25 protein-coding genes are annotated in these 23,794 nt (G+C 70.3%); 11 read left to right on the top strand and 14 right to left on the bottom strand.

From position 1 onward, the window contains the following. Positions 1–4: 4 nt before the first annotated feature. Together KZC52_RS15340 and KZC52_RS15335 are read right to left on the bottom strand one after the other, a co-directional pair. The gene (locus tag KZC52_RS15340) at positions 5–487 is read right to left on the bottom strand and encodes a hypothetical protein (protein WP_247625008.1); all 483 of its coding nucleotides are present in this window, start codon (positions 485–487) and stop codon (positions 5–7) included. A 9-nt stretch (positions 488–496) separates the two neighbouring features. Continuing rightward, positions 497–1,048 carry a hypothetical protein gene (locus KZC52_RS15335; protein WP_247625007.1) on the bottom strand — a complete coding sequence of 184 codons (552 nt, stop codon included), beginning with the start codon at positions 1,046–1,048 and terminating at the stop codon, positions 497–499. Positions 1,049–1,105: 57 nt separating this feature from the next. Between KZC52_RS15335 and KZC52_RS15330 the strand changes: the two genes are divergently transcribed. After that, a complete protein-coding gene (locus KZC52_RS15330; RefSeq protein ID WP_247625006.1) occupies positions 1,106–2,059 on the top strand; it encodes an aldo/keto reductase in 954 nt (317 codons plus the stop codon). Positions 2,060–2,075: 16 nt separating this feature from the next. Here KZC52_RS15330 and KZC52_RS15325 read toward each other — a convergent pair whose 3' ends face one another. Genes KZC52_RS15325 through KZC52_RS15315 form a run of 3 tightly spaced genes read right to left on the bottom strand, consistent with a single transcriptional unit; the run spans position 2,076 to position 5,354 of the window. Then, complete coding sequence (locus tag KZC52_RS15325; RefSeq protein ID WP_247625005.1) at positions 2,076–3,596, bottom strand: serine hydrolase domain-containing protein; 1,521 nt, start codon at positions 3,594–3,596, stop codon at positions 2,076–2,078. Between the two features lie 14 nt (positions 3,597–3,610). Next, the gene (locus tag KZC52_RS15320; protein WP_247625004.1) at positions 3,611–4,153 is read right to left on the bottom strand and encodes an ArsR/SmtB family transcription factor; all 543 of its coding nucleotides are present in this window, start codon (positions 4,151–4,153) and stop codon (positions 3,611–3,613) included. Positions 4,154–4,199: 46 nt separating this feature from the next. Then, complete coding sequence (locus KZC52_RS15315; protein ID WP_247625003.1) at positions 4,200–5,354, bottom strand: calcium:cation antiporter; 1,155 nt, start codon at positions 5,352–5,354, stop codon at positions 4,200–4,202. A 169-nt stretch (positions 5,355–5,523) separates the two neighbouring features. On the opposite strand from KZC52_RS15315, the gene KZC52_RS15310 reads away from it, so the two are divergent. After that, positions 5,524–6,060 carry a hypothetical protein gene (locus tag KZC52_RS15310; RefSeq protein ID WP_247625002.1) on the top strand — a complete coding sequence of 179 codons (537 nt, stop codon included), beginning with the start codon at positions 5,524–5,526 and terminating at the stop codon, positions 6,058–6,060. On the opposite strand, the gene cycA is transcribed toward KZC52_RS15310, so the two are convergent. Together cycA and KZC52_RS15300 are read right to left on the bottom strand one after the other, a co-directional pair. Continuing rightward, complete coding sequence (cycA, locus tag KZC52_RS15305) at positions 6,049–7,497, bottom strand: D-serine/D-alanine/glycine transporter (protein WP_442928441.1); 1,449 nt, start codon at positions 7,495–7,497, stop codon at positions 6,049–6,051. The genes KZC52_RS15310 and cycA overlap by 12 nt on opposite strands. 28 nt (positions 7,498–7,525) lie before the next feature. Then, the gene (locus tag KZC52_RS15300; protein WP_247625001.1) at positions 7,526–10,426 is read right to left on the bottom strand and encodes a hypothetical protein; all 2,901 of its coding nucleotides are present in this window, start codon (positions 10,424–10,426) and stop codon (positions 7,526–7,528) included. Between the two features lie 177 nt (positions 10,427–10,603). Between KZC52_RS15300 and KZC52_RS15295 the strand changes: the two genes are divergently transcribed. Genes KZC52_RS15295 through KZC52_RS15280 form a run of 4 tightly spaced genes read left to right on the top strand, consistent with a single transcriptional unit; the run spans position 10,604 to position 14,021 of the window. Next, positions 10,604–11,551 carry an ABC transporter ATP-binding protein gene (locus KZC52_RS15295; protein WP_247625000.1) on the top strand — a complete coding sequence of 316 codons (948 nt, stop codon included), beginning with the start codon at positions 10,604–10,606 and terminating at the stop codon, positions 11,549–11,551. Continuing rightward, positions 11,548–12,309 carry an ABC transporter permease gene (locus KZC52_RS15290; RefSeq protein WP_247624999.1) on the top strand — a complete coding sequence of 254 codons (762 nt, stop codon included), beginning with the start codon at positions 11,548–11,550 and terminating at the stop codon, positions 12,307–12,309. The genes KZC52_RS15295 and KZC52_RS15290 overlap by 4 nt, the downstream gene beginning before the upstream one ends. 9 nt (positions 12,310–12,318) lie before the next feature. Next, the gene (locus KZC52_RS15285) at positions 12,319–13,410 is read left to right on the top strand and encodes a sensor histidine kinase (protein WP_247624998.1); all 1,092 of its coding nucleotides are present in this window, start codon (positions 12,319–12,321) and stop codon (positions 13,408–13,410) included. Beyond that, positions 13,407–14,021 carry a response regulator gene (locus KZC52_RS15280; protein ID WP_308194266.1) on the top strand — a complete coding sequence of 205 codons (615 nt, stop codon included), beginning with the start codon at positions 13,407–13,409 and terminating at the stop codon, positions 14,019–14,021. Before KZC52_RS15285 ends, KZC52_RS15280 begins: the two co-directional genes overlap by 4 nt. Here the strand turns inward: KZC52_RS15280 and KZC52_RS15275 are convergent. Both KZC52_RS15275 and KZC52_RS15270 read right to left on the bottom strand, forming a co-directional pair. Continuing rightward, the gene (locus KZC52_RS15275; RefSeq protein WP_247624997.1) at positions 14,018–14,434 is read right to left on the bottom strand and encodes an MmcQ/YjbR family DNA-binding protein; all 417 of its coding nucleotides are present in this window, start codon (positions 14,432–14,434) and stop codon (positions 14,018–14,020) included. The two genes, KZC52_RS15280 and KZC52_RS15275, sit on opposite strands and share 4 nt — an antisense overlap. Before the next feature lie 2 nt (positions 14,435–14,436). Beyond that, entirely contained in the window at positions 14,437–15,090 is a 654-nt protein-coding gene (locus tag KZC52_RS15270) for an SOS response-associated peptidase family protein (protein WP_247624996.1), read from the bottom strand. A gap of 70 nt (positions 15,091–15,160) precedes the next feature. Between KZC52_RS15270 and KZC52_RS17625 the strand changes: the two genes are divergently transcribed. Then, positions 15,161–16,099, top strand: coding sequence for a DMT family transporter (locus tag KZC52_RS17625; protein ID WP_247624995.1), 939 nt, complete (start codon positions 15,161–15,163; stop codon positions 16,097–16,099). Here KZC52_RS17625 and KZC52_RS15260 read toward each other — a convergent pair whose 3' ends face one another. After that, entirely contained in the window at positions 16,100–16,678 is a 579-nt protein-coding gene (locus KZC52_RS15260; protein ID WP_247624994.1) for a nitroreductase family protein, read from the bottom strand. After that, positions 16,675–17,085, bottom strand: coding sequence for a peptide-methionine (R)-S-oxide reductase MsrB (gene msrB / locus KZC52_RS15255; RefSeq protein ID WP_247624993.1), 411 nt, complete (start codon positions 17,083–17,085; stop codon positions 16,675–16,677). The genes KZC52_RS15260 and msrB overlap by 4 nt, the downstream gene beginning before the upstream one ends. Before the next feature lie 71 nt (positions 17,086–17,156). On the opposite strand from msrB, the gene KZC52_RS15250 reads away from it, so the two are divergent. The 4 genes from KZC52_RS15250 (at position 17,157) to groL (ending at position 20,758) form a co-directional block, all read left to right on the top strand. Beyond that, the gene (locus tag KZC52_RS15250; protein WP_247624992.1) at positions 17,157–18,149 is read left to right on the top strand and encodes a DUF2332 domain-containing protein; all 993 of its coding nucleotides are present in this window, start codon (positions 17,157–17,159) and stop codon (positions 18,147–18,149) included. Positions 18,150–18,158: 9 nt separating this feature from the next. After that, positions 18,159–18,416: a DUF3263 domain-containing protein gene (locus KZC52_RS15245; protein WP_247624991.1), complete on the top strand. Its 258-nt coding sequence runs from the start codon at positions 18,159–18,161 to the stop codon at positions 18,414–18,416. 25 nt (positions 18,417–18,441) lie between these two features. Beyond that, the gene (locus KZC52_RS15240) at positions 18,442–19,014 is read left to right on the top strand and encodes a LytR C-terminal domain-containing protein (RefSeq protein ID WP_247624990.1); all 573 of its coding nucleotides are present in this window, start codon (positions 18,442–18,444) and stop codon (positions 19,012–19,014) included. A 124-nt stretch (positions 19,015–19,138) separates the two neighbouring features. After that, on the top strand, positions 19,139–20,758 hold the full coding sequence (gene groL, locus KZC52_RS15235; RefSeq protein WP_247624989.1) for a chaperonin GroEL: 1,620 nt from the start codon (positions 19,139–19,141) through the stop codon (positions 20,756–20,758). A gap of 124 nt (positions 20,759–20,882) precedes the next feature. Here groL and KZC52_RS15230 read toward each other — a convergent pair whose 3' ends face one another. The 3 genes from KZC52_RS15230 to KZC52_RS15220 form a co-directional block, all read right to left on the bottom strand. Then, complete coding sequence (locus KZC52_RS15230; RefSeq protein WP_247624988.1) at positions 20,883–21,170, bottom strand: WXG100 family type VII secretion target; 288 nt, start codon at positions 21,168–21,170, stop codon at positions 20,883–20,885. A 163-nt stretch (positions 21,171–21,333) separates the two neighbouring features. Further along, positions 21,334–23,022 (bottom strand): sensor histidine kinase, encoded by a 1,689-nt coding sequence (locus KZC52_RS15225; RefSeq protein WP_247624987.1) that lies wholly within the window; start codon positions 23,020–23,022, stop codon positions 21,334–21,336. 44 nt (positions 23,023–23,066) lie between these two features. Next, positions 23,067–23,759, bottom strand: coding sequence for a response regulator transcription factor (locus KZC52_RS15220; protein ID WP_247624986.1), 693 nt, complete (start codon positions 23,757–23,759; stop codon positions 23,067–23,069). Positions 23,760–23,794 lie beyond the last annotated feature (35 nt).

Here is a 23,794-nt window from a genome sequence, read left to right as displayed (position 1 = left end):
CTGGTCACTCGTGCGGGTGTTCTCCGCGCAGCAGTTCCGCACGCTGATCGGCGACGCCGCTCGGGATGGTCTCGCCGTAGGTCGTGACGTCGGGGCCCGCGGAGGTCTTCTCGATGCCGCAGACGGCCGCGCCCTCGTTGCCGTCTCGATCCGTGGGCACGACCACGAACCAGGTCGTCTGCTCGGCCAGCCACTCGACGGTGCCCCGGTCGCTCGCATACGTCGCGCCGCCCGCGTAGGCATCGACCTTCTCGACGCACATCGTCACGAGCTCGCCGTCGGTGGGATCGGACGCGACCGGCGGCGACGAGGGGGCGGGCGCCGTGGACGGGCTCGACGAGGGAGCGGGCGTGGCCGTGGAGGTGGGCGCGGTGGTCGCCGTTCGCGTCGGGGCCGGTGTCGCCGAGGATGCGGGGATCGGAGTTCCCGTGCAGCCCGCGAGCAGCGCGACGAGAGCGATCAGGGGGACGACGGCAGAACGGCGCATTCCTGAATGCTATTTCACGGTGATCACGGACTGCGCGTTGGTCGCCGTGTCGCACATCGTGATCCGCCAGACGTCGGAACCAGCGTCATCGACCCGGGCCATCTCGATGATGAGGGGGCTCGGCCACTCCTCGCCCGAGCGGTCGGCTGCCGTGTAGGCGCTCGTTCCCGCCGTCTGCTCCGCTTTCGTGAGGGCGACATCGCGGCTGGCGAAGACCTCGAGGGTCCGCACGTCCGCGAGCGTCTCCCGCCCCGCCGCGGGATCGTCGACCCGCTCGCCGAAAGCATCCGTCCGACCGCTCGCACTGCGGATGCGCCACGCCCACCGCTCGTCGATGTACTCCAGCCGCAGGCCGACGATGGAGCCGCCCACGGCCTCGGACTCGCTCGACAGCGCCTCGAGGAAGTCGGTCGGCCAGGTGAACTCGGCGGGCATGCACGTGCCGGGGTAGTTCTCGCCCACCGCAGCGGGCGGGTCGGGGACGGATGCCGCGCACCCGCCGAGCATCCCGGCGAGGGCGACGGCGACGATGGCGACGGATGCTCGGCGGAGGATATGCATGCGGTGAGAGTATCCCGAATCGGAAATACCCCACGGGACCCATCGGTTGCGACGAGTATGACTCGTATCGGAAACAGCGACCTTGATGTCTTCCCGCTCTCTCTCGGCGGCAACGTGTTCGGCTGGACGGCCGATCGCGACACGTCCTTCGACGTGCTCGACGCGTTCGTGGCGGGTGGGGGCGACTTCATCGACACCGCCGACGGATACAGTGCGTGGGTGCCCGGGAACTCCGGCGGCGAGAGCGAGACGATCATCGGCGAGTGGCTGGCCTCGCGCAAGCCGCAGGGCGTCACGGTCGCGACGAAGGTGAGCACGCACCCGGAGTTCCGGGGACTCGCCGCAGCGAACATCCGCAAGGCTGCCGAGGCGTCGCTCGCGCGTCTCGGCGTCGACGCGATCGACCTCTACTACGCCCACTTCGACGACGAGAGCGTGCCCCTCGAGGAGACGGTCGGCGCTTTCGGTCAGCTCGTGACCGACGGCCTCGTGCGCAACGTGGCCGTGTCGAACTACTCCGCCGATCGAATCCGCGAGTGGATCGAGATCGCGCAGCGCACGGGTGCCGCGCTGCCCGTCGCCGTTCAGCCGCACTACAACCTCGTGCATCGCAACGACGTCGAGAACGAGATCATCCCGGTGGCCGAGGAGTTCGGCCTCGGACTCGTGCCCTACTACTCGCTGGCGAGCGGCTTCCTCACGGGCAAGTACCGCTCCACCGAGACCGCGGGGCAGTCCTCGCCCCGCGCCGAGGGCGCCGCCAAGTACGCGACTCCCGCGGGCCTGAAGATCATCGACGCCCTCGAGGAGATCGGCTCCGCGCACGGAGCCTCGATCGCCGCGACGTCGCTGGCGTGGCTGCGCGCGCAGCCGACGGTGGCAGCCCCCATCGCGAGCGCCCGCACGGTCGAGCAGGTTCCCGACCTCCTCGCCGGCGCTCGCCTGGAGCTGAGCGCCGACGAGGTGCAGACGCTCGACCGCGTCTCGGAGTGGACTCCCGCTCAGGCCTGAGCGGCCACCGGCGTCCTCACCAGAGGAAGGTGACGCCGACCGCGGCCGCGACACCGATGGCCGCGGTCGGCCACCAGAACCACCGTCGACGCGCGGGGAGGAACGGCAGCGAGCGACCGCGCAGCGCGAGCAGTCCGACCGCAGCCAAGGTGGGCGCGAGAGCGACGCCCCACACCCAACCGCCGACCACGAACCACGGGCCGCTGTGCCAGAGCAGCAGGAGCCCGGCGAGCGCCCACGCGAGGTCGCTGAGCGACGGGAGCAGCGCCTTCGCGCGGAGGGCCCGGAGCAGCGCGACGACACCGAGCGCCAGCGCGATGCCGAAGACCGACCATCCCAGGATCAGATACGGCTCGGCGGGGCCGGGGATCGGCGCACCCGAGAGATACGACATCGCGACGTAGTCGACGGTCGCGACGGTGTTCGACAGGGCGATGAAGGCCGTGCCGGCGTCGCGATCCATCGTGAGGATCGTGCGGAAGCCCGCTGTGCCGCCGTTGTGCCAGGTCTGAGTGCCGGCGCCGTCGAAGGACGCAGAGGTGATCCAGCCCCAGCCGATCTCGCCCTCCGCTCCCAGGGGAGCGGAGGGCTCGAGTGCGGCTGCGCCCGGCGCCGAGCCGTCGAGGTTGGCCTGTGCCCAGATCGCCAGGTCGGATGCCGTGGTGAACGTCGACGACCCCGCGGGCAGATATCCCTCCCCCCACCAGCGTGGTGCGGGTGTGCCGTTGAGGAGGAAGCCCGGAACCGCATCGACCGGCACCTCTGCGGCCGTCGCCGCGACCGTGGTGTGCTCCATCCCGAGCGGGCCGGTGAGGCGCTCGTCGAGCAATGTCGCATAGTCGTCGGCGCCGGCCGCCTCGACGAGTGCGGTTCCGAGGAGCGAGACGGCGAAGTTCGAGTAGACGGCGCCCTGGTCGGGGTCGACGGGGGCGATGGCCGCGTCGGCGATGAACTGCGCCGTGGTCGACGACGCGTAGGCGTTGTCGTTGAGGATCAGGCTCGACACCGCGCCGTCGGCGGCCGTCGCGCCCAGGCCGGGGAGTCCGGAGGAGTGCTGCGACAGCGACGCGAGAGTGACGTCGCCGGCATCCGTTCCCTCGAGGGCCGTGAGGTGCTCCGCGAGGCGATCATCGGGGGCCACCTCTCCGCGTTCGATCGCGTCGGCGAACAGCGCTCCGGTGAAGGTCTTCGTGATCGAACCGAGCTCGAACACGGTGTCGGGCCCGGGCGCCTCCGGGTGTGCGGGATCGGCGTCACCGAGACCGGCGAAGACGACGCCGCCCGGATCGATCTCCGCGACCGACAGCGAGCGGAATCCGTCGAGGCCTCCGGGCAGAGTGCGGATGCTCTCCGCCAGGGTCTCGTCACCGCTCCAGGCCGAGCTCACGGTCTGCTGCTGCGGCCCGACGGCCGCGCCGAGGGCGATCGCGGCGACCGCGCCGCCCGCCAGGAGGCCGAGCACGGGACCGGGGGAGCGTCGCGCGGGCGACGTCGCTGTCGGGGTGGGGCCTGTGAGTGCGGGGGTGGGGGAGGTCACGGTGCGGCTGCTCCTCAGCTCGAGGCGATCATGGTCAAGACGAGGAGCGGCACGATGCGCGCCCCCGGCACCTCGTAGAACCCGCGGCGCGGGGAGGACAGCCACCCCGCGCTCACGAGCTGCCGGAGGTGGTGGTAGAGCTGGCCGGACGACGCGAACTGCTCCAGTTCGAGCAGCTCAGCGGTGGTCTGGGTGCCGGTGAGGATGACGCGCACGAGCTCGAGACGCACCGGGTGCCCCAGTGCTTCGAGGGGTCGAGCGAGATCGCCCCAGTCCTTGCCGAGGAGCTCTTCCGCGTAGAGGCCGTACTGCCAGCGGATGGGCCCGGCCGGTACCTCGACGGCACCCGCCATCATCACCGCGCCGGGAGCCCGGCGTCCGAGTTCATTGACGAACCAGAGCGGATCGGCGGCGGGGTCCGATGTCGCAGCCCCCGGTTCCGGTGTCACGGTCGAGGCGTCGGCCGACGGCTCCTCGACCTGCGCACGCAAACGCTCGAGTTCGCGTTCGAGGGCGTCGACCCGGCTTTCGATCGCGTGCAGCGCGTCACGTTCCATGGCTACAACCGTAGCAATAGTTCGTAATTACGGAGAAATCGAACTTTTACGATCCGCTGAACAGCACGATCACGTACACCGCGAAGACCGCGAGGTGCGCGGCGCCGTGCATGGCCGTCACCCGCTTCGCCGCGAACGTGGTCACCGAGAGCAGCAGCGTCACACCCAGCATCAGGAGGTTCGCCGGAGACTCGGCCAGCACCACGGTCTGGCCGGTGAGCATGCCGATGACCAGTACGGCGGGGATCGTGAGCCCGACCGTCGACACCAGCGCCCCGTGGCAGAGGTTCACCACCCGCTGTGCCTCGCCCCCGAGAGCTGCCCGCACTGCGGTGAGGGACTCCGGCAGGAACACGATCGCGGCGATCAGCACGCCGGCCAGTGCGGCCGGGGCTCCGAGGCGACCGAGGCCGTCGTCGAGGAGCGCCGCCATGTCGTGCGAGAGCAGCACGATCGGGGTGACCGTCACCACGAGCAGGGCGAGGCGCACCAGGACCTCGGTGCGGTGTGCGGCGAGAGTCTCGCGGATGCCCGTGCGCGGCGCAGCGTCCGCGGCATCCGTCCGTCGCCGCAGGCGTTCGTCGACCTCGGTGAAATCGCCCGCCTGCGTCCCCATCTGCCGGAAGAGGAAGAATGCGTAGATCCCGAGGGTCAGGATCACGGTCGGGATCTCCTGGCCGAGGGTGTACGAGCCGTCGCGGCCGATGAGAGCCGGGAGGGCGAACGCGAGCGCGACGAGCACCACGAGCATCGCCAGGTAGGCCGAGGTTCCCGTGCGGTTGTGCGCCATGCCGCGGTGGCGGAGACCGCCGAGCAGCAGTGCGAGACCGATCACGAGGTTCAGGATGATCATCGCGACGGCCATCACCGAATCCCGGGCGATGGTGGCGTGGTCGCCCGGTCCGAGCATGACGGCCGAGATGAGGATCACCTCGATCAGCACGATGGACAGGGTGAGTACGAGCGATCCGTAGGGGTCGCCCAAACGGTGGGCGAGGGCCTCGGCCTGCTTCACCACGCCGAACGCGCACACCAGGATCACACCGATGATCACCCCGAGGGCGACGATCAGCAGGGGGACGGCCACAGGGGCCGCGAGCAGGGGGTGCGCCAGCAGCACCAGGACGTAGGCGCCCCAGCCCAGGGCGATTCGGGCGATATCGGGTCGTCCGATGAACTGCTTCACAGCGGTGGGGATCATCATCCGGTTCCTTCGCGGGGCCGTCCCCGGGTGATGACGCGATCCGGGTCGTCCCGGCCGCAGCGTGCACCGTGCACACCCAGTATTCTACCGGCTGTGTCCGACGTATTCCTGGGCAGTACTCGTCGAGGAGAAGGGGAGCGCATCGCGCTCCGGAGAGGAGAAGCGGATGCTGGCGGTCGTCGTGCACATCGCGGTCGCTGCGATCGCGGGGTGGCTGGCCGTCGAGGCCGCGCACTACGCCCGGAAGCATCCGAATCGTGATCGTCGCGATCCGCGCCGCCTCCGACTGATGAAGATCCTGCCGATCGGCGGGTGGACCCTCCTCCTGCTCAGCATCCCCATGATCCTGCTCTCGGATGCTTCGCGCGACGATGATCGCACCGCCATGGCGATCGCCTCGTTCGCGATCCTCGGCGGCGGCATCCTGTTCCTCGTCATGTACCGCAACTGGTACGTCGCGTTCGGCGACGAGGAGGTGACCTTCCGCACGCTCGCGGGTGTCACGCGCAGCTTCCGCTACTCCGACATCACCGACTACTCGGTACGGCGCTCGGATCAGGGGCCGATGCTCACGGTGCGCACCGGGCGCGGAGTGCGGCTGAGCCTCAACATCCGGATGTACGACGCCTCGCCGTTGCTCGCACAGCTGCAGTTCCACCAGGCGACGGGGCGTTGGGCGATCCGCGGAGAGCTACGCCGCTGACTGGTCCTCGTCGTCCTCGTCGTCGCTGCGCAGATGCGCGATGTGGGCCGCGTGCCGCTGCAGATGGTTCGGCGAGCGGCGCACGAACAGCCAGGCGACGACGAGCAGCGCGAACCAGATCGGCGTCACGAGCAGAGCCGTGAGGGTATCGGGCTGGGTGGTCAGCGCCCACAGGATGAAGACGAAGAACGCCAGCACGACGTAGACCATGAACACTCCGCCCGGCATCCGGAAGGCCGAGGCCGCGGCCTTCTCCGGGCGCCGGCGGCGGTAGACCACATAGCTGAGCAGGAAGATCGTCCACACGAACATGAAGCACACGGCGGAGACCGTCGTCACCATGTCGAAGGCGGTGCCGATGTCCTCGCCCGCGTAGAGCAGCACGACGCCCGAGAGCAGGAGGATGCAGGAGAGGAACAGCGCGTTCTGGGGCACGCGGCGCTTCGACAGGCGACCGAACAGCTTCGGCGCGTCACCGTCGTGCGCGAGCCCGAAGACCATGCGCGAGGTGGAATAGATGCCCGAGTTGGCGCTCGACATCGCCGAGGTCAGCACCACCAGGTTCACGACGGTCGCGGCGATGCCGAGGCCGGCCAGGGCGAACATCGCGATGAAGGGGCTCTCCCCGGCGACGTACTCGGTCCAGGGGGTCACCGCCATCAGCACGATCAGCGCGCCGACGTAGAAGAGCAGGATGCGGATCGGGATGGCGTTGATCGCCTTCGGGAGGTTCCGCTTCGGGTCCTTCGTCTCGGCGGCGGCGGTGCCGACCAGCTCGATCCCGACGAACGCGAAGACCGCGATCTGGAAACCGGCCACGAACCCCATGAACCCGTGCGGGAACATGCCGCCGTGGCTCCAGAGGTTCGCGAACGACGCGGTACCGGCGTCGTGCTCGAAGCCGGTGAAGATCATCACGAGACCGGTGACGATGAGAGCGACGATCGCCACGATCTTGATCAGCGCGAACCAGAACTCCATCTCACCGAACGCGGCGACCGTGGGGAGGTTGAGCGCGAGCAGGATGACGACCACGGCGACACCCGGGATCCACAGCGGGATGCCGGGGATGAGGGTGTTCGTGTACCCGGCGATCGCGATGACATCGGCGACGCCCGTCACCACCCAGCAGAACCAGTACGTCCAGCCCGTGAAGAACCCGGCCCACGGCCCCAACAGGTCGCTGGCGAAGTCGCTGAACGACTTGTACTTGAGGTTCGACAGCAGCAGCTCGCCCATCGCGCGCATCACGAAGAAGAGCATGAACCCGATGATCATGTAGACGAAGATCACCGAGGGACCGGCCACCGAGATCGTCTTGCCGCTGCCCATGAAGAGCCCGGTCCCGATCGCACCGCCGATCGCCAGGAGCTGGATGTGGCGGTTGCTCAGCGCTCGCCGGAGGTGCTGTTCTTCGTCGGTACTCTGCACGGTCACCCGATGCAGAGTAGCCGACGAGAACGGGTCACTCCGAAGCGACACCCCTGCGGCGCAGCGCCAGCGCACCGAGCGCGAGGAGCGCGAGTGCGACGAGCGCGACCGGCCCCGCGGGGAAGTCCGACCCCGTCGTGGCGAGGGCGTCACCGGCATCCGATCCTGCGCCGGATCCCGCTCCGGCACCGCTGTCGCCGCCGTCCGTGCCGTCACCGCTGCCGCCGTCACCGCTGCCGCCGTCGGCGACTGGGGCGAGCACCGTGACCGTGAGCTCGGCGGCGCCCGAGGCCGCCGTGGCGGTCAGGGTGTGCGCCCCCGGAGAGACGGATGCCGGGGGAACGACGACCGCGCGCGCCGTGCCGTCGGCTCCCGCGGTGAGGGCCGCGAGGCGCACCGGGTCGGAGTTCAGCACGAGCTCGATCTGCTCGCCCTCCGCGAAGCCCGAGACGGTGATCTCGGAGGGCGAGCCGATTCGAAGGGTGCCGCCCGTGACCGCGATCCGCTTCTCGGTGAACGCCGCGCCGAACGACAGTTCGACGGTCTGCGAGGGGAAGAGCTTGAACTCGACGGGGGAGAGGTCCTGCGCCTCGGTGCCGTCGCCGTAGATGTCGACCGTTCCCGAATCGAGCAGCAGGCGCACGGAGGTTCCGTCGGCGAGGTCGCGCACGCCCGCGATGCCCTCGTAGGAGCCGGGCCAGTTCGCGAGTCCGAGGGTGCCGGATGCCGCGACCGGGGCGTCGTCCAGCGAGCCGGACCACCCGAAGAGGGCGAAGCGGCCGGTGTCGTCGGCGCTGCCGGCGACGATCAGGTAGTCACCGGACTCGGCGCGGGCCATGTCGCGGATCGCTCGCCCGCCCAGGTCGAGGAGGATCGGGTCGCCGACGACGGCATCCGCCCCGGCGACGACATCGGCGATGTCGGCGACGGGCACGATGAGAGCATCCGCGTCATCGCCGACCTCGGGCGAGCGGAAGCCGAGCCACAGCGTCGTGCCGTCCGGCGCGATCGCCGCTCCCTCGATGTTGAGCGAGTCGGGACCCTCGGCCGAGACCCCCGGCTGGGTGGCCGCGAGGAACCCGAAACGGTCGGCGCCCAGGCCGTGCTGGCCTTCGTGATCCCAGGCGACGAGCGCATCGCGCAGCACGTTGCGGTAACCGACGAACGTGAGCGTCGCGTCCGCGCCGGATCCGGAGATCTGCGTCTGGAGCACGATGTCGCGGTCGAGGCGCACGTTGCCGCTGCGGGTGTTGCCGGTCGATCCGATCCAGAAGACCTGGTCTCCGGCCCGGGCGACGGCCTCGAAGTCGTGGGCTTCACCTGCGCGTTCGAACTCGATGCGATCGCTGAAGTCGAACGCCGCGACGGCTTCTCCGCCCTCTTCCGAGAAGAGGCGGATCGCGTTCGAGTCGTCGTCGGCCGCGAAGAAGTAGCCGTCGCCGGCGTCGATCGCGGCGGAGGCGTCCGACATGCCGAAGTGCCCGCGAGCGCCGTCATCGGCGAAGGCCGGGGCGACGCGGTACGGGAGCTGCGAGATCGCGGTGCGTCCGTCGTCGGTGCGCAGATGCACGGTGAGCACGGCGGCGCCGGTGGCCGCGGGTGTCGCCGCGAGCCGGAACGATCCGTCGTCGGCGACGTCGAGGCGGATCGCCTCGTCGGGCACGACCGCGGGGTTGCTGCTGGTCACGGTCGCCGTGACGGCCTCGCCGGCGGCATCGGCGATCACGCCGGTGGCTGCGGGGTTGGTGTCCTGCCCGAGCACGGCGGCGAGGGCGCTGCCGGCGCCGCCGGGCACGCGCACGTCCCACGACAGGGTCGGCTTCGCGAGGATGGGGCCCACCGCATCCGTGCCCGGCTCGAACCCGGGCGCGAAGGCGACACCGCGGAACGCGGTCTGGGGCGCCGCCGTCGCGAGCACGTCGGTCTGCGCGGTGAACGCGGAGTCGTCACCGGAATCGAGGATCCGCACGATCTCGTTGCCCTGGTTGAGCCCGCGCACGGCGTACAGCACCGAATCGTCGCCGGCCGGGCGTGCCTCGAGGCCCCAGAAGTCGCCCGGCAGGGTGTCGACCCAGGTCCAGGTGGCGCCGGTGCGGCGGTACTTCGCGATGCCCTCGTTCGCCCCCTCCGTGTAGCCGACGTACAGGTGTTCGCCGGCGAAGGCGAAGTCGTGCGCGACGGATGCCCCGGCCGGGGCCGCGGCCACGAGCGTGAGCGGTGCTCCCGCGGCGGTGGGGATGCCGGTGCCGACCGTGTTCAGCCCCGAGAACCCGCTGCGGTCGCTCGTGAGGTAGAGCTGGCCGTCGTGGATGTCGACCACGCGGCCGTTGTTGAGGTTGCTGCTGCCGGAGACGACGGCGGTGGGGGTGGTCCCACCGGCTTCGACCGTGAGGACGCCGCCGGCGGGAGCCGTGGAGTCGCCGCCGTGCCCGCCCGCCCAGTAGCGTGTGCCGTCGACCGTGGCGGTGCCCCGGATGTGACGCAGCGAGAACCCTCCGGCGAGCGTCGTGGCGGTGTCGACGTCGCCCTCCGATCCGATCCGGGCGATCACGCGCAGCGTGTCGGGGGCGGCCGTGTCGTTGAGCGAGCCCGTTCCCGGGGCCGCGTCGTATCCGCCGAGCGTCACGTAGCGGTGATCGGCGGACTGCTGCAGTGCCCCCTGCTGGTCGCGGTTCGCCCCAAGGGTGAACGCGTGCTGATCGCCGGCATCCGTCGTCGGCAGCGCGATCGTGTCGCCGAGCTCGCCCTGTCCGTCGAGGAGCTGGATCGCGACCGGAACCGCGTCGTTGCCGGTGGCCGCGCCGTCGCCGACGACCGAGACGGCGAGCTGGTCGGCGGGGGCATCGGCGGCGACGGCCGCCTGCGGGGTGACGATCGCCGCGCTCGCCGCGACGAGCGCGGCGAGGCCGAAGGAAAGGGAGCGGGGGATGGGCACGGCGAGTACCTCCGGTCGGGGGTCGGGTCGATCCGACACAAACGGAAGCGGACGAACGGATGCCGACTCAGGGGTGAACGGCAGGCGAACAGCGCACCGGGAACATGACGGATGTCATCCGCACCGCGTGACATCGACCTCCGGTGCGGGCCGTGCTCGCGGCGCTTCACTGGGAGCATGAGCCAGCCCCTCGTCGCCCCCGCCGATCGCCCTCCCGCAGACTCCGCGCCCGCCGTCGATCTCACCGGCATCGTCCGCCGCTTCGGGCACGGCGCGAATCGGATCGTCGCGGTCGATCATGTCGACCTCCGCATCGAGCGCGGCGAGGTGGTCGCTCTGCTCGGCCCGAACGGCGCGGGCAAGACCACCACGATCGACGTGCTCCTCGGACTCTCCGAACCCGACGAGGGCACGGCGCGCGTGCTCGGCACGCATCCGCACCGCGCGGTCACGGCGGGGCGCCTCGCGGCGGTGCTGCAGACCGGCGGACTGCTCTCCGACCTGACCGTGCGCGAGACGATCTCGGTGGTCGCCGGGCTGCACGGCGCTTCCGGTCGCATCGCCGAGGTCATCGATCGCGCCGACCTCACCGCGATCGCGCGTCGCCGCGTCGGCAAATGCTCGGGTGGCGAGAAGCAGCGCGTGAAGTTCGCGCTCGCGCTGCTGCCGGACCCGGACGTGCTGGTGCTCGACGAGCCGACCGCGGGGATGGACGTCACCGCCCGTCGCCGCTTCTGGGAGGCGATGCGGGCGGATGCCGACGCCGGCCGCACGATCGTGTTCGCCACCCACTACCTCGAAGAGGCCGAGCAGTTCGCGCGGCGCACGATCGTCATGAATCACGGCCGTGTGGTCGCCGATGGCGCCACCGCCCGCCTGCGCGCGTCACTGGGCGGCCGCATCGTCTCGGCGACGATCCCCGGCGGGATCGCTGCGCTCGCCGCGGAACTCCGCGCCGACGCCTCCGTCGCCGAGGTGTCGACCGACGCCGATCGGCTCACGGTGCGCACCGAGGCATCCGATCTGCTCGCCGGACGGCTGCTGTCGCTCGGTGCCTGCGATCTCGAGATCACCGCTCCCACCCTCGAATCCGCCTTCACCTCGCTCACGGAGGACCCGTCATGACCACGCTCGTCGCCCCCGCGCTGTACCGCACCGAACTCGTGCGGCAGATCCGCAACCCGTACACGCTCGCCTTCACCCTGGCGATGCCGGTGGCCATGTATCTGCTCTTCGGTGCGAGCATGTCGTACGCCTCGCAGAGCGTGGGCCAGGCGAACGTCTCGTTCTACGTGATGGTGTCGATGGGGGCGTACGGCACGGCCACCGCGATGAGCTCGCTGTGCTCGCTCGCCGCCTCCGAGGTCGGACAGGGGTGGGGGCGTCAGCTCGCGCTCACCCCGCTCTCGACCGCGGGATACGCGGTGACCAAGGTGCTCGCCGCGGTGTCGTTCTCGGCGCTCGCCGTGCTCTTCGTGTATGCGGCCGGTCTCGCGACGGGTGCCGAGGCATCCGACACCTGGCGCTGGTTCGCCGCCGCCGGAATCACCCTGGGTCTGGGGCTGATCTACGGCCTGTTCGGACTTGGGGTCGGCCTCGCCTTCAACTCCGACTCGGCGGCCGCTCTCGCCTCGATCTCGATCACCTTCTTCGGCTTCTTCGGCAACGTCTTCATCCCGCTCGACGGCGTGATGCTCGACATCGCGAAGTGGACCCCGATGTACGGCTACGTCGCGCTCGTGCGCTGGCCGGCCACCGACGGCACCCTCGTGGCGGGCGGGGCCGACCCGCTCTGGGCCGTGCTGCTGAACGTCGTCGTCTGGGCCGTGCTGTTCGCCGCGCTCGTGCGTCTCGGCGTGATGCGCTCGCGCAGCCGTCGTTAGGCTGGGCCGATGACCACCGAGGCTGCCGAGACCCCGGCGCACACCGGTCCCTGGGAGCGCTGGGGATGGTTGATGGCCGTCGTCTGGATGGTCTTCCTCGTCTACCCGGTGCTGGCGCTGCTCGCCTCGGATGCCGCGACCGGATGGGTCGTGCTCGGATGGGCGGGACTCGTGGCATTCGCGACCGTGTACGTGGTCGGATTCGTCATCGGGATGCGCTCGTCGTGGGGACGACCGCGCCCGATCGTGCGCACGCTGTTCTGGGTGCAGATCGCGTGCGCGCTCGCGACGATCCCGGCGATCGAGTCGCAGGCGCTGAGCTTCCTCCCGTACCTCATGTCGTACGCCAGCTATGGGCTGCGGGGTGCCTGGCACTGGGTGACGACCCTGGCGGGCATCGCGATCGCGGCGGGGACGATCGTCGCGACGGGGAGGTTCGGCGACCACTTCCAGATCCTCGTCATCGTGCTGCTCATCGCGGTGGTGAACACCGTGAACACCTGGCTGATCGGGCGCTCGGTCGACGCCGACAAGGTGCGGATGGACCTCGCCACCAGCGAAGAGCGCACCTCGATCGCCCGCGACGTGCACGACCTGCTCGGGCACACTCTCACGGCCGTGAAGCTCAAGGCCGAGCTCGCCGAACGCCTCGTCGACCACGACCCCGCGCGCGCCAAGGCCGAACTCGCGCAGATCGTGCACCTCACGGGCGAGGCGATCGCCGGTGTGCGCAGCACCGTCACCGGCATCCGCAGCGTCGCACTGGCGGAGCAGATCGATGCGAGCACGGTCGCGCTCGAATCGGCGGGGTTGCACGTCGACGTCGAGGGTGACGCCGCAGCGCTGTCGCCCGCGCAGGCCCTGCCCGCCGGGTGGATCGTGCGGGAGTCGACCACGAACATCCTGCGCCACGCGAAGGCACGGCGGGTGCGGATCACGATGGCCCCCGGCGTGGTGGCGATCGAGGACGACGGCCGCGGCGCACGGGGGCCCGCGGGCAACGGTCTGCGGGGGATGGCCGAACGCGCCGCGGCGGCGGGCGCGGTGCTCGCCGTGGAGGATGCCCCGCTGGGCGGGACGAGAGTGAGTGTGACCTGGTGAGCGATCCGATCCGGCTGCTGCTCGTCGACGATCAGGCTCTCGTGCGGGGAGCGATGGGTGCCCTGCTCGAACTCGAGGACGATCTGACGGTCGTCGCCGAAGCCGCCGACGGTGCCGAAGCGGCGGAGCGAGCGGCGCAGGCGCGGCCCGACGTGTGCCTGATGGACATCCAGATGCCCGGTGTCGACGGGGTGGCCGCGACGCGCGCCGTGCGCGAGGTGAGCCCGTCGACGCGTGTGCTGATCGTGACGACCTTCGCGCGCCCCGGGTACCTGCGCCAGGCTCTGGATGCGGGGGCGAGCGGCTTCATCGCCAAGGACACCCCGGCCGCGCAACTCGCGCACGCGGTCCGGCGGGTGCATCAGGGGCTCCGCGTCGTGGATCCCGCGCTGGCCGAGGCCTCGCTGTTCGAGGGCGCCAACCCGCTGAGCGAGCGCGAGCAGCAGGTCTTGAGGCTGTCGGCGGACGGGCGCGCGATCGCGCAGATCGCCGCCGAGGTGTTCCTGTCGGCCGGGACGGTGCGCAACCATCTGTCGTCGGCCATCGGCAAGACGGCGACCGAGAATCGTGCGCAGGCGGCCCGCATCGCCCGCGACAAGGGGTGGATCTAGGACCCGGCTGGATCTGGAACCGGCGGGATCTCGGGGGCGGGTCTCGCAAACAGCTCGGGATCCACGGGCCGCTGCGCGCGGGGCAGTTTCTCGACGACCAGCAGGTACGACTCGGTGACCAGCTCGGTCACGAGTCCCGGTTCGAGCGACGGGCCCGGGCGCAGCGAGATCCAGTGCTTCTTGTTCATGTGGTACCCCGGCAGGATGTCGGCGAACGTCTCGCGCAGGGCGACCGCGTCGTCGGGATGCGACTTGACGGTCACCCGACCCGTGCCGTCGAGGGGCAGGAGCAGGAAGACGCGTCCGCGCACCTTGTAGACGTCCCACTCGGGGCCGAACGGGTTGGTCAGCTCGGCGCCGGGGAGTTCTTCGGCGCGTTCGGCCGCCGTGGCGGTGAGGGCATCGGCATCCATCGTCAGAACAGCCGATCCGTTCCCTTGTCGTCGGATCGCGCGGCGACGGCGACGCGATCGTCGAGGGATGCCGCCGCCAGCAGCGCCTCGTCGATGAGCTCGCGATCGCCCTGCGCGGTGAGCCACTCGTGGGCGAACGCGGTCGGGATGAGGACCGGCATGCGGTCGTGCACATCGGCGAGATGGGCGGGCGCGGGGCGCATCACGATCGAGTAGCAGGTGAACCATTCGCCATCGGCGGTGCGGCCGCGCTGCGTGACGGCCGCCATTCCGAACAGGGTGCCCTCGCCCATGCCGAACTCGTGCCACACGCGCTCGGGCTTCTTCATCTCGAACCAGCCGGTCGCCGGCACCAGCGCGCGGGTCTTGAGCGAGCCGGGGCGCTCCTGCAGGCGCTCGGAGCGGGTGTTGATCGAGGGGAATTTCGCGGGTTCGCCGTTCACCAGGAACCCCCACCACGCGGGCTCGAGCGTGGCCTGGCCGTCGGCATCGACGACCACGGGATTGAGGTTGCGGAGGTTCTTGCCGGTCGGGCGCAGGGTCTCACCCGCGTTCTGCTGCGCCCACTGGCGCAGGCCGTCGAGCACGTCGGCGTCGGCCTCGGCCAGCAGCTCGGCGTCGGTGAATCGGGGATCCAGTCCATAGCTCGCGCACATGCCCACAGGCTAGCCCGGGCCACCGACATCCGTCAGGGGGCGGGAGGGGGGATCCGGTACCGTGAAACGAGTGACTCCGACCCGTTCGCTCCCCGCGCCGCTCGCGATCGGCGGTGCCGTGGCGATCGGCGTCATGACCGCGATCCAGGCGCGCATCAACGGCGTCCTCGGCATCCGTCTGGGCGATGGGATCGTCGCCGGTCTCGTCTCCTTCGCCGTCGGTACGGCCGTCCTCGCCGTCATCGTCGCCTCCCTCCCGTCCGGCCGCGCCGGTATGGTCCGGCTCGTCCGCGGAGTACGAGGCAGGACCATCCCGCCGTGGATGCTCCTCGGCGGCGCCTGCGGCGCGCTCACCGTCTCGACGCAGGGGCTCACCGCCGCCGTGCTCGGGGTCTCGCTGTTCACCGTGGGAGTGGTCGCGGGGCAGACCCTGCACGGACTCGTGCTCGACCGGATCGGTTTCGGACCCGCGGGCGTCGTGGCCGTGACGATGGGTCGCGTCGCCGGTGCCGCGCTCGCGCTGGTGGCCGTCGGCGTCTCGCTGGGCGGAGACGTGCTGCGCACCGCCCCGCTGTGGATGCTCGTGCTCCCGTTCGCCGCCGGCGTGGGCATCGCGTGGCAGCAGGCCGTGAACGGACGCCTGGCGCAGCGCGTGTCGTCGCCCATGGTGGCGACCATGACGAGCTTCATCGCCGGCACGGTCGTGCTCGCCGTCGCCGCCGCGATCAGCGTCGTCTCGCAGGGTGCCCCGCACGGACTGCCGGCCGAACCGTGGCTGTACGCGGGCGGTTTCCTCGGCGTCGTCTACATCTTCCTCGGGGCGTTCCTCGTCGCGCACACCGGGGTGCTGCTGCTCGGACTGGGATCGGTGCTGGGGCAGCTCGTCGCCGCGGTCGCGATCGACCTGATCTGGCCCGCCGAGGCGGGGCCTGCGACCTGGCAGATCGTCACGATGGTGGTGATCGCCGCAGCATCCGTGCTCGTGGCGGTCGTGCGCCGACGGCGCTGACTACTTGTTCTTCTTCTTCTCGGACTTCTCGTCCTTCGTCGCCCCGTCCGACGGCATTCGCGTCAGCAGCGCGTCGGCATCGACGGGCGTGCGCCGCCCCGGGGACTTCGCCGGCTTGCCGCCGACGTAGAGCCACCCCAGCAGCACCTCGTTCTTCGCCAGTCCGTGCGCCCGCGCGACCGCCTTCGACCGCGTGTATCCGCCGGTGCGCCAGAACACGCCCCACCCGGCTTCGTCGAGCAGCAGGCTCAGCGTGTGCGCGACACCGGAGGCGACCGCCTCCTGCTCCCACACCGGCACCTTGTGGTTCGTGCGATAGCTGCCGACCACCGCGATCAGCAGCGACGCACGCAGCGGCTTGGTCGACGGCTTCTTCTCGCCCTCGGCCTTCGCGATCGCGGCGCCCAGGGCGAGCCGGTCGTCACCGCGCAGCTCGATCAGTCGCCACGGCCGCAGCGACGAATGATCGGCCACGCGCCCGGCGGCGGCGATCAGCGGAAGGAGCTCCTCGCGGGAGGGCGCCTCCTCGGTGACCTTCGACCAGGACTGCCGCGAGCGGACGGCGTCGAGCGCGCTCACGCCTCGGGGGCCTCGGGAGTGAAGTTCATCGCCAGCGAGTTCATGCAGTAGCGGTCGCCGGTCGGGGTGCCGAAGCCGTCGGGGAAGACATGGCCGAGGTGCGATCCGCACGTCGCGCACCGCACTTCGGTGCGGACCATGCCGAGCGAGGTGTCCTCGATGAGCTCGACGGCCTCGGGGCGGATCGACTCGTAGAAGCTCGGCCAGCCGCAGCCGGAGTCGAACTTCGTGCCGCTCTGGAAGAGCTCGGCGCCGCATGCGCCGCAGGTGTAGAGGCCGGCGCGTCCCTCGTCGAGCAGCTCGCCGGTCCAGGCGCGCTCGGTCGCCGCCTGGCGCAGCACGGCGTACTGGTCGTCGCCGAGCTCCTTGCGCCACTCGTCTTCGGTCTTTTCCACGCTGTACGACATGAGTCCTCCTGGGGTCCTCTCCATTCTCCCCTGTCGCGGGGCGCCGGGCTGCGTGCATCCACAATGGAGGGATGACGGATGCTGTTCGCGAGCGCTACGCGCGCTTCGCCGAGAAGGAGGCGCCCGGTCGCAGCGCGCTCTACGCGGAGTGGGCGGCGGGCGTCGCCGGCGACGGCCCGGTGCAGAAAGTGCTCGCGCGGATCCCCGAGAATCGGCGTCAGCCGCCGCTGGTGTTCGCGGTGACCCGGCTTCTCGGAGCAGCGCTCGAGGGATATCCGGTGTGGCGGGACTTCGTGCTCCGGAACGCGGATGCCGTCGTCGCCCAGTGCTCCGCGCGCTCGCTGCAGACCAACGAGCCGCTCCGGCTCGCGGCGCTCCTCCCGGTGCTGTCGGAGATCGACGGACCGATCGCGCTGCTGGAGATCGGGGCATCCGCGGGCCTCTGCCTCTACCCGGATCGTTACTCGTACCGCTTCAGCGGCTCCGATGGCGAGGCGCGGGTGGCGCTCGATCCGCTCGACGGGGTCTCCCCGGTCGTGCTCGCCAGTCGGGTCGACGGGGAGCTTCCGGACCTGCGGCTGCCCGAGATCGTGTGGCGCGCCGGGATCGATCTCGCACCGCTCGATGCCCGCGATGCCGACGATCGTCGGTGGTTGCAGGGGCTCGTGTGGCCGGGGGAGACCGGCCGCGAGCAGCGGATCGCGGCGGCGCTCGACATCGCGGCATCCGATCCGCCGACGCTCGTCGCCGGCGACGCGCTCGAACGCCTCGATGCTCTCGTCGCCCGGGCGCCGGTCGGGGCGACGCTCGTGATCACCACCCCCGGCGTGCTCGTGCACATCCCGCGCGCCGCCAGGTCGGCTCTGGTCGCCCGCATCCGTGAGCTCCCGGCGCGGTGGGTCACGATCGACCCGCCCGGCCTGCTGGACGTCTGGGAGCCGCCGATCGACGTGGAGGCGTGGCCCGGGTTCGCGGTCGCGCTCGACGGGCGGGTGCGTGCGGCGGCCGATCCGCTCGGCGCGTGGTGGGAGTGGCGCGCGGCCGAGCGGCCGCACCCGTCCTAACCTGGGCACATGATCGGTGACCTCACGGAGCGCGACTGCGCGATCCTCGCGCTGGAGACGGTCTGGCCCCGGCACAGCGGGGCCAAGGAGGAGGCGATCCGGGCGCAGCTGGGCATGAGTGCCGCGCGCTACTACCAGCTCCTCGGCCGGCTGATCGAGTCGGATGCCGCCCTCGAGTTCGATCCGATGCTGATCCGTCGGCTGCGGCGTCTGCGCGACGCGCGCGTCGTGCGCCGTTCGGCACGGACGCCCGGTTTCGTGGGCTGACCGCGCTCTCGGATAGCATCGTGGGGTGTCCAAGCCCACCCGTGATCGTTTCGACGACGTCCCCCGCTCATCCGGCCGCGTCGGGGCGCACCGCGCCGAAGCGCCGGGGATGAACGGATGGGTGGTGCTGCTGTGGTCGTTCGTCGCGGCGCTCGTGCTCATCATCGTGGGCATCTTCGGCTCGCTGGTCGTGATGGGGCGGATCGACCTCTTCCCCGAAGCGGTACCGACCGCCGAGCCGACCCCGGTCGAGACGGGTGTGGTCGACACGACGTTCGAGGTGACGATCCTCAACGCGACGCCCGATGAGGGTCTCGACGAGCAGATGCGCGACACCCTGCTCAACGCCGGGTTCGCCACCGTGTACGCGAGCGACAGCGGCAGCCAGGACTTCGAGACCACCACGGTGTACTACGTCGACGAGGCCGATCGTCCGGCCGCACTCGGCGTCGCCGACCTCATCGGGGGAGCGGCGGTCGAGCAGAGCGACTTCTACGCCGACCTCAACGACGGCGAGGCGAAGCAGCTCACGATCGTCGTCGGCCTCGATCGCTCCGCCACGGCGCCCGAGACTTCGGCCGAGACGCCCGCTCCCTGAGACGCGTCGGGCACCCTCCGTCCGCGGCTTGCACTCGCAGGGGTCGAGTGCCAGAATGGCGTTAGCACTCTCACACTCTGAGTGCTAAACCCAACGTCTACGTCCAGGAGGGACGAAAAAACTCATGGCAAAGATCATTGCTTTCGATGAGGAGGCCCGCCGCGGCCTCGAGCGCGGCCTCAACATCCTCGCCGACGCGGTCAAGGTGACCCTCGGCCCGCGCGGTCGCAACGTCGTGCTCGAGAAGAAGTGGGGCGCCCCCACGATCACGAACGACGGTGTGTCCATCGCCAAGGAGATCGAGCTGGACGACCCGTACGAGAAGATCGGCGCGGAGCTCGTCAAGGAGGTCGCCAAGAAGACCGACGACGTCGCCGGTGACGGAACCACCACCGCCACGGTCCTCGCACAGGCCCTGGTCCGCGAGGGACTGCGCAACGTCGCAGCCGGCGCCGACCCGATCTCGCTCAAGCGCGGCATCGAGAAGGCCGTCGCCGCGATCACCGAGGAGCTGCTTTCCAGCGCCAAGGAGATCGAGTCGAAGGAGCAGATCGCCGCCACGGCATCCATCTCCGCCGCAGACCCCGCGATCGGCGAGCTCATCGCCGAGGCGATCGACAAGGTCGGCAAGGAGGGTGTGGTCACCGTCGAGGAGTCGCAGACCTTCGGCACCGAGCTCGAGCTCACCGAGGGCATGCGCTTCGACAAGGGCTACCTGAACCCGTACTTCGTCACGGACCCCGACCGTCAGGAAGCCGTCTTCGAGGACCCCTACATCCTGATCGCGAACCAGAAGGTCTCCAACATCAAGGACCTCCTGCCGATCGTCGACAAGGTGATCCAGGACGGCAAGGAGCTCGTCATCATCGCCGAGGACGTCGAGGGCGAGGCTCTCGCGACTCTCGTGCTCAACAAGCTCAAGGGCATCTTCAAGTCGGTCGCCGTCAAGGCTCCCGGCTTCGGCGACCGTCGCAAGGCGCAGCTGCAGGACATCGCGATCCTCACCGGTGGTCAGGTCATCACCGAAGAGGTCGGCCTGAAGCTCGAGAACGCCACGCTCGACCTGCTGGGTCGTGCCCGCAAGGTCATCGTCACCAAGGACGAGACCACGATCGTCGAGGGTGCCGGTGAGGCCGAGCAGATCGAGGGTCGCGTGACCCAGATCCGTCGCGAGATCGAGAACACCGACAGCGACTACGACCGCGAGAAGCTGCAGGAGCGCCTGGCGAAGCTCGCCGGTGGCGTCGCCGTCATCAAGGCGGGCGCGGCCACCGAGGTCGAGCTCAAGGAGCGCAAGCACCGCATCGAGGACGCCGTCCGCAACGCGAAGGCAGCCGTCGAAGAGGGCATCGTCCCCGGTGGTGGCGTCGCGCTGATCCAGTCGGGCACGAAGGCGCTCAACGGTCTGTCGCTCACGGGTGACGAGGCGACCGGTGCGAACATCGTCCGCGTGGCGATCGAGGCTCCGCTCAAGCAGATCGCACTCAACGCCGGCCTCGAGCCGGGCGTCGTGGCGAACAAGGTCTCCGAGCTCCCCGCGGGCCAGGGCCTCAACGCCGCCACGGGCGAGTACGTCGACATGTTCGGCGCCGGCATCATCGACCCGGCGAAGGTGACGCGCTCCGCGCTGCAGAACGCCGCGTCGATCGCCGGGCTGTTCCTCACCACCGAGGCCGTCGTGGCCGACAAGCCCGAGAAGGCGTCCGCTCCGGTCGGCGACCCGTCGGGTGGCATGGACTTCTGATCCATCGCGCATGACAGAACGCCCCCGGCTTCGGCCGGGGGCGTTCTGCGTTCCTGTGGACGGCGGGGAGGAACCACCGTCCGCAGGACGTCGGGGTCGGCCGGTGAGCATCGGCCGACGGGCATCAGCGGAACAGGCTCGCGGAGTACTGGTCGGCGTCGCTGTACTGCATCGCGGCCGAACCGAGTGAGGTGCCGATCGAGTCGAGCACCTGCTCGACCTGCAGGGCCGCCGTGCGCCACTGCTCCGCACATCCCTGGAACGCGGTCGAGGCGCTGCCGACCCATGACGACTGCAGCTGCGTGAGCTGCGCCATGAGGGTGGTCGATTCGGACTGCAGGCGCTCCATGGTGGCGCGGGCCGCGCTGTTCGCTGCCTGGACTGCTTCGGTGTCGACGGTGAAGACGGACATCTGGATTCTCCTTCGTGATGGGAGTTCCGAGATTAGGTCGAGCATCCGCCCGTCCGTCCCCGCGATGCGCGTGCTCCACGGCGTCGCGGAAGAACCTGTGCGATCGCCCGGCTGTGCAGGGCGTGTGTTGGGCGCGACGGGGCGTGTGCCGGGCGCGGCCGTGTCAGAGGTCGAGCGGCTCGAGCGGCTGCGTGTCCTCGAGCAGGTGCGCGGGCGTCGCGCGCGACGGTGCCAGGGGCAGGGTCACCGTGAAGGTAGCGCCGCCACCGGGGGTCTCCGAGACGGCGACGCTGCCGTGCAGCGCCTTCATGATCGACGCGACGATCGCGAGGCCGAGGCCCGACCCGCCGGTCTCCCGTGCGCGAGACGTGTCGGCGCGCCAGAAGCGTTCGAAGATCTGCTCGCGGATCTGCGGCGGGATGCCCTCTCCGTGGTCGACGATCGCGATGCTCGCCGTGCCCTGCACGCGGTTCGCGTCGACGACGATCTCGATCGGGCCGTCTTCGGGAGAGAACCGGCGCGCGTTGCCGAGCAGGTTGGTGACGACCTGGCGCACCTTGTTCTCCTCGCCGAGCACGATCGGGGGAGTCCGGACGGGGGTGTCGGGGGTCTCCGAGAAGTCGATCGCGGGGATCTGCTCGGTCGGCGTGGGTGTCGAACGCGGACGCCGCCGCAGACGCGATAGAGCCGCACGCGAGAGCCCGCGGGGCGGCGGTGGGGGTGCGGGAACCGAGGCGATGCGCACGCTCGCGGTGTCGCTCGTCTCGGCGGTGCGGTCGATGACCGTCACGGTGCGTCCCGGAGCGGCCGCGCGCAGGTCGAGGGCGGCGTCGCGGGCCACGGGGCGCAGGTCGAGAGCGGCGATCTCCGGCTCGCGCTCCTCGTCGAGACGGGCGAGAGCGAGAAGGTCCTCGACGAGCACACCCATCCGGATCGCCTCCTTCTCGATGCGCTCCATGGCACGGGCGGTGTCCTCGTCGCCCTGGATCGCACCCATCCGGTACAGCTCGGCGTAGCCGCGCACGCTCACCAGCGGCGTGCGCAGCTCGTGGCTCGCATCGCCGATGAAGCGGCGCATGTGCCGCACCGTGCGCTCGCGCTGCGCGAGCGAGCGGTCGACGCGGTCGAGCATCGTGTTGATCGCGGTGTTGAGCCGGCCGACCTCGGTCGTCGGCTCCAGATCGGTGAGCCTCTGGCTGAAGTCACCCGCGGCGATCGACATGGCCGTCGCCTCGACCTGTCCCAACCGGCGGAAGGTGAGGGTGACGAGCCCGCGGGTGGCGAGGGCGGCGATCAGGATCGTGATCAGGGCGATCGTGATGTAGATGCCGAAGTACTGCGAGATGATCCGGTCGGCCTCATCGAGCGGCATCGCGACGAGCTGGATGCGCAGGGCGCCGCCGTCGGCGGGGATGATCGCGACGGCGCTGCGGTAGACGCTGCCGTCCTTGCCGAGGAGGTCGGTCACCTCGTCCTCGTTCGCCGCGGCCTTCTGCGGCGAGTACGACGAGGGGAAGAGCGGGGCGGACTCCAGCGGCATCGCTCCGGACGATGCGAGCAGATCCCCGTCCGCGTTGTATATCGCGACGGCGAAGTCGCGCGGGGTGTCGCGGGGCGTCAGCGTCTCGCCGTCGTCGGCGAGCACGAAGTACCGATCGGCGAGGTTGCTCGACACCAGGGCGGGCAGCTGTGCGTCGATGTTCAGCACGAGCGCATTGCGCAGCACCGGGACGGTGCCGACGCCGGCGACGAGCAGCCCGAGCGCGAGGATCGCGACCGTGACGCCCGTGACCTTGGCGCGCAGACTGATCCGACGCCACCATGCGGTGACCGCATCCGGCTTGTGCGCCATGCGGTCCTCCCGGTGCGGCGTGGTTCTGGTCGAGCGGGCTCGGGTCAGGCGGACTTGCCGACCTTGAGCATGTAGCCGAATCCGCGCTTGGTCTGGATGAGGGATTCCTCGGTGTGCGGATCGATCTTGCGGCGCAGGTACGAGATGTAGCTCTCGACGATGCCGGCGTCGCCGTTGAAGTCGTACTCCCACACGTGGTCGAGGATCTGGGCCTTCGACAGCACGCGGTTCGGGTTGAGCATGAGGTAGCGCAGCAGCTTGAACTCGGTCGGGCTCAGCTCGATCGGCTCCTTGCCCACGTGCACGTCGTGCGTGTCCTGATCCATCGCGAGCTCACCGGCGCGGATGATCGACTCCTCGTCGGCCTGCATGGTCCGGCGCAGGATCGCCTGGGCGCGCGCGACGATCTCGTCGAGGCTGAACGGCTTCGTCACGTAGTCGTCGCCGCCGGCGTTCAGCCCCTCGATCTTGTCGTCGGTGCCGTCCTTCGCCGTGAGGAAGAGGATCGGCGCGGTGAATCCGGCGCCGCGCAGTCGCTTGGTGACGCTGAACCCGTTCATGTCGGGCAGCATCACGTCGAGGATGATGAGGTCCGGCTCCTCCTCGAGCACGGCCGAGATGGTGGCGGCGCCGTTGGCGACCGTCTTCACCTGGAACCCCGCGAAGCTGAGGCCCGTGGAGAGCAGGTCACGGATGTTCGGCTCGTCGTCGACGACAAGGATGCGCGCAGCAGTCATGACCCCATTATGGTGACTCCGCCGATGCTCTGGCT

Origin of the sequence: Microbacterium galbinum, from assembly GCF_023091225.1 — a bacterium.
In the GTDB taxonomy this organism is placed as follows: Bacteria; Actinomycetota; Actinomycetes; order Actinomycetales; family Microbacteriaceae; genus Microbacterium; species Microbacterium galbinum.
This window is presented reverse-complemented; position numbering and strand designations above follow the sequence as displayed.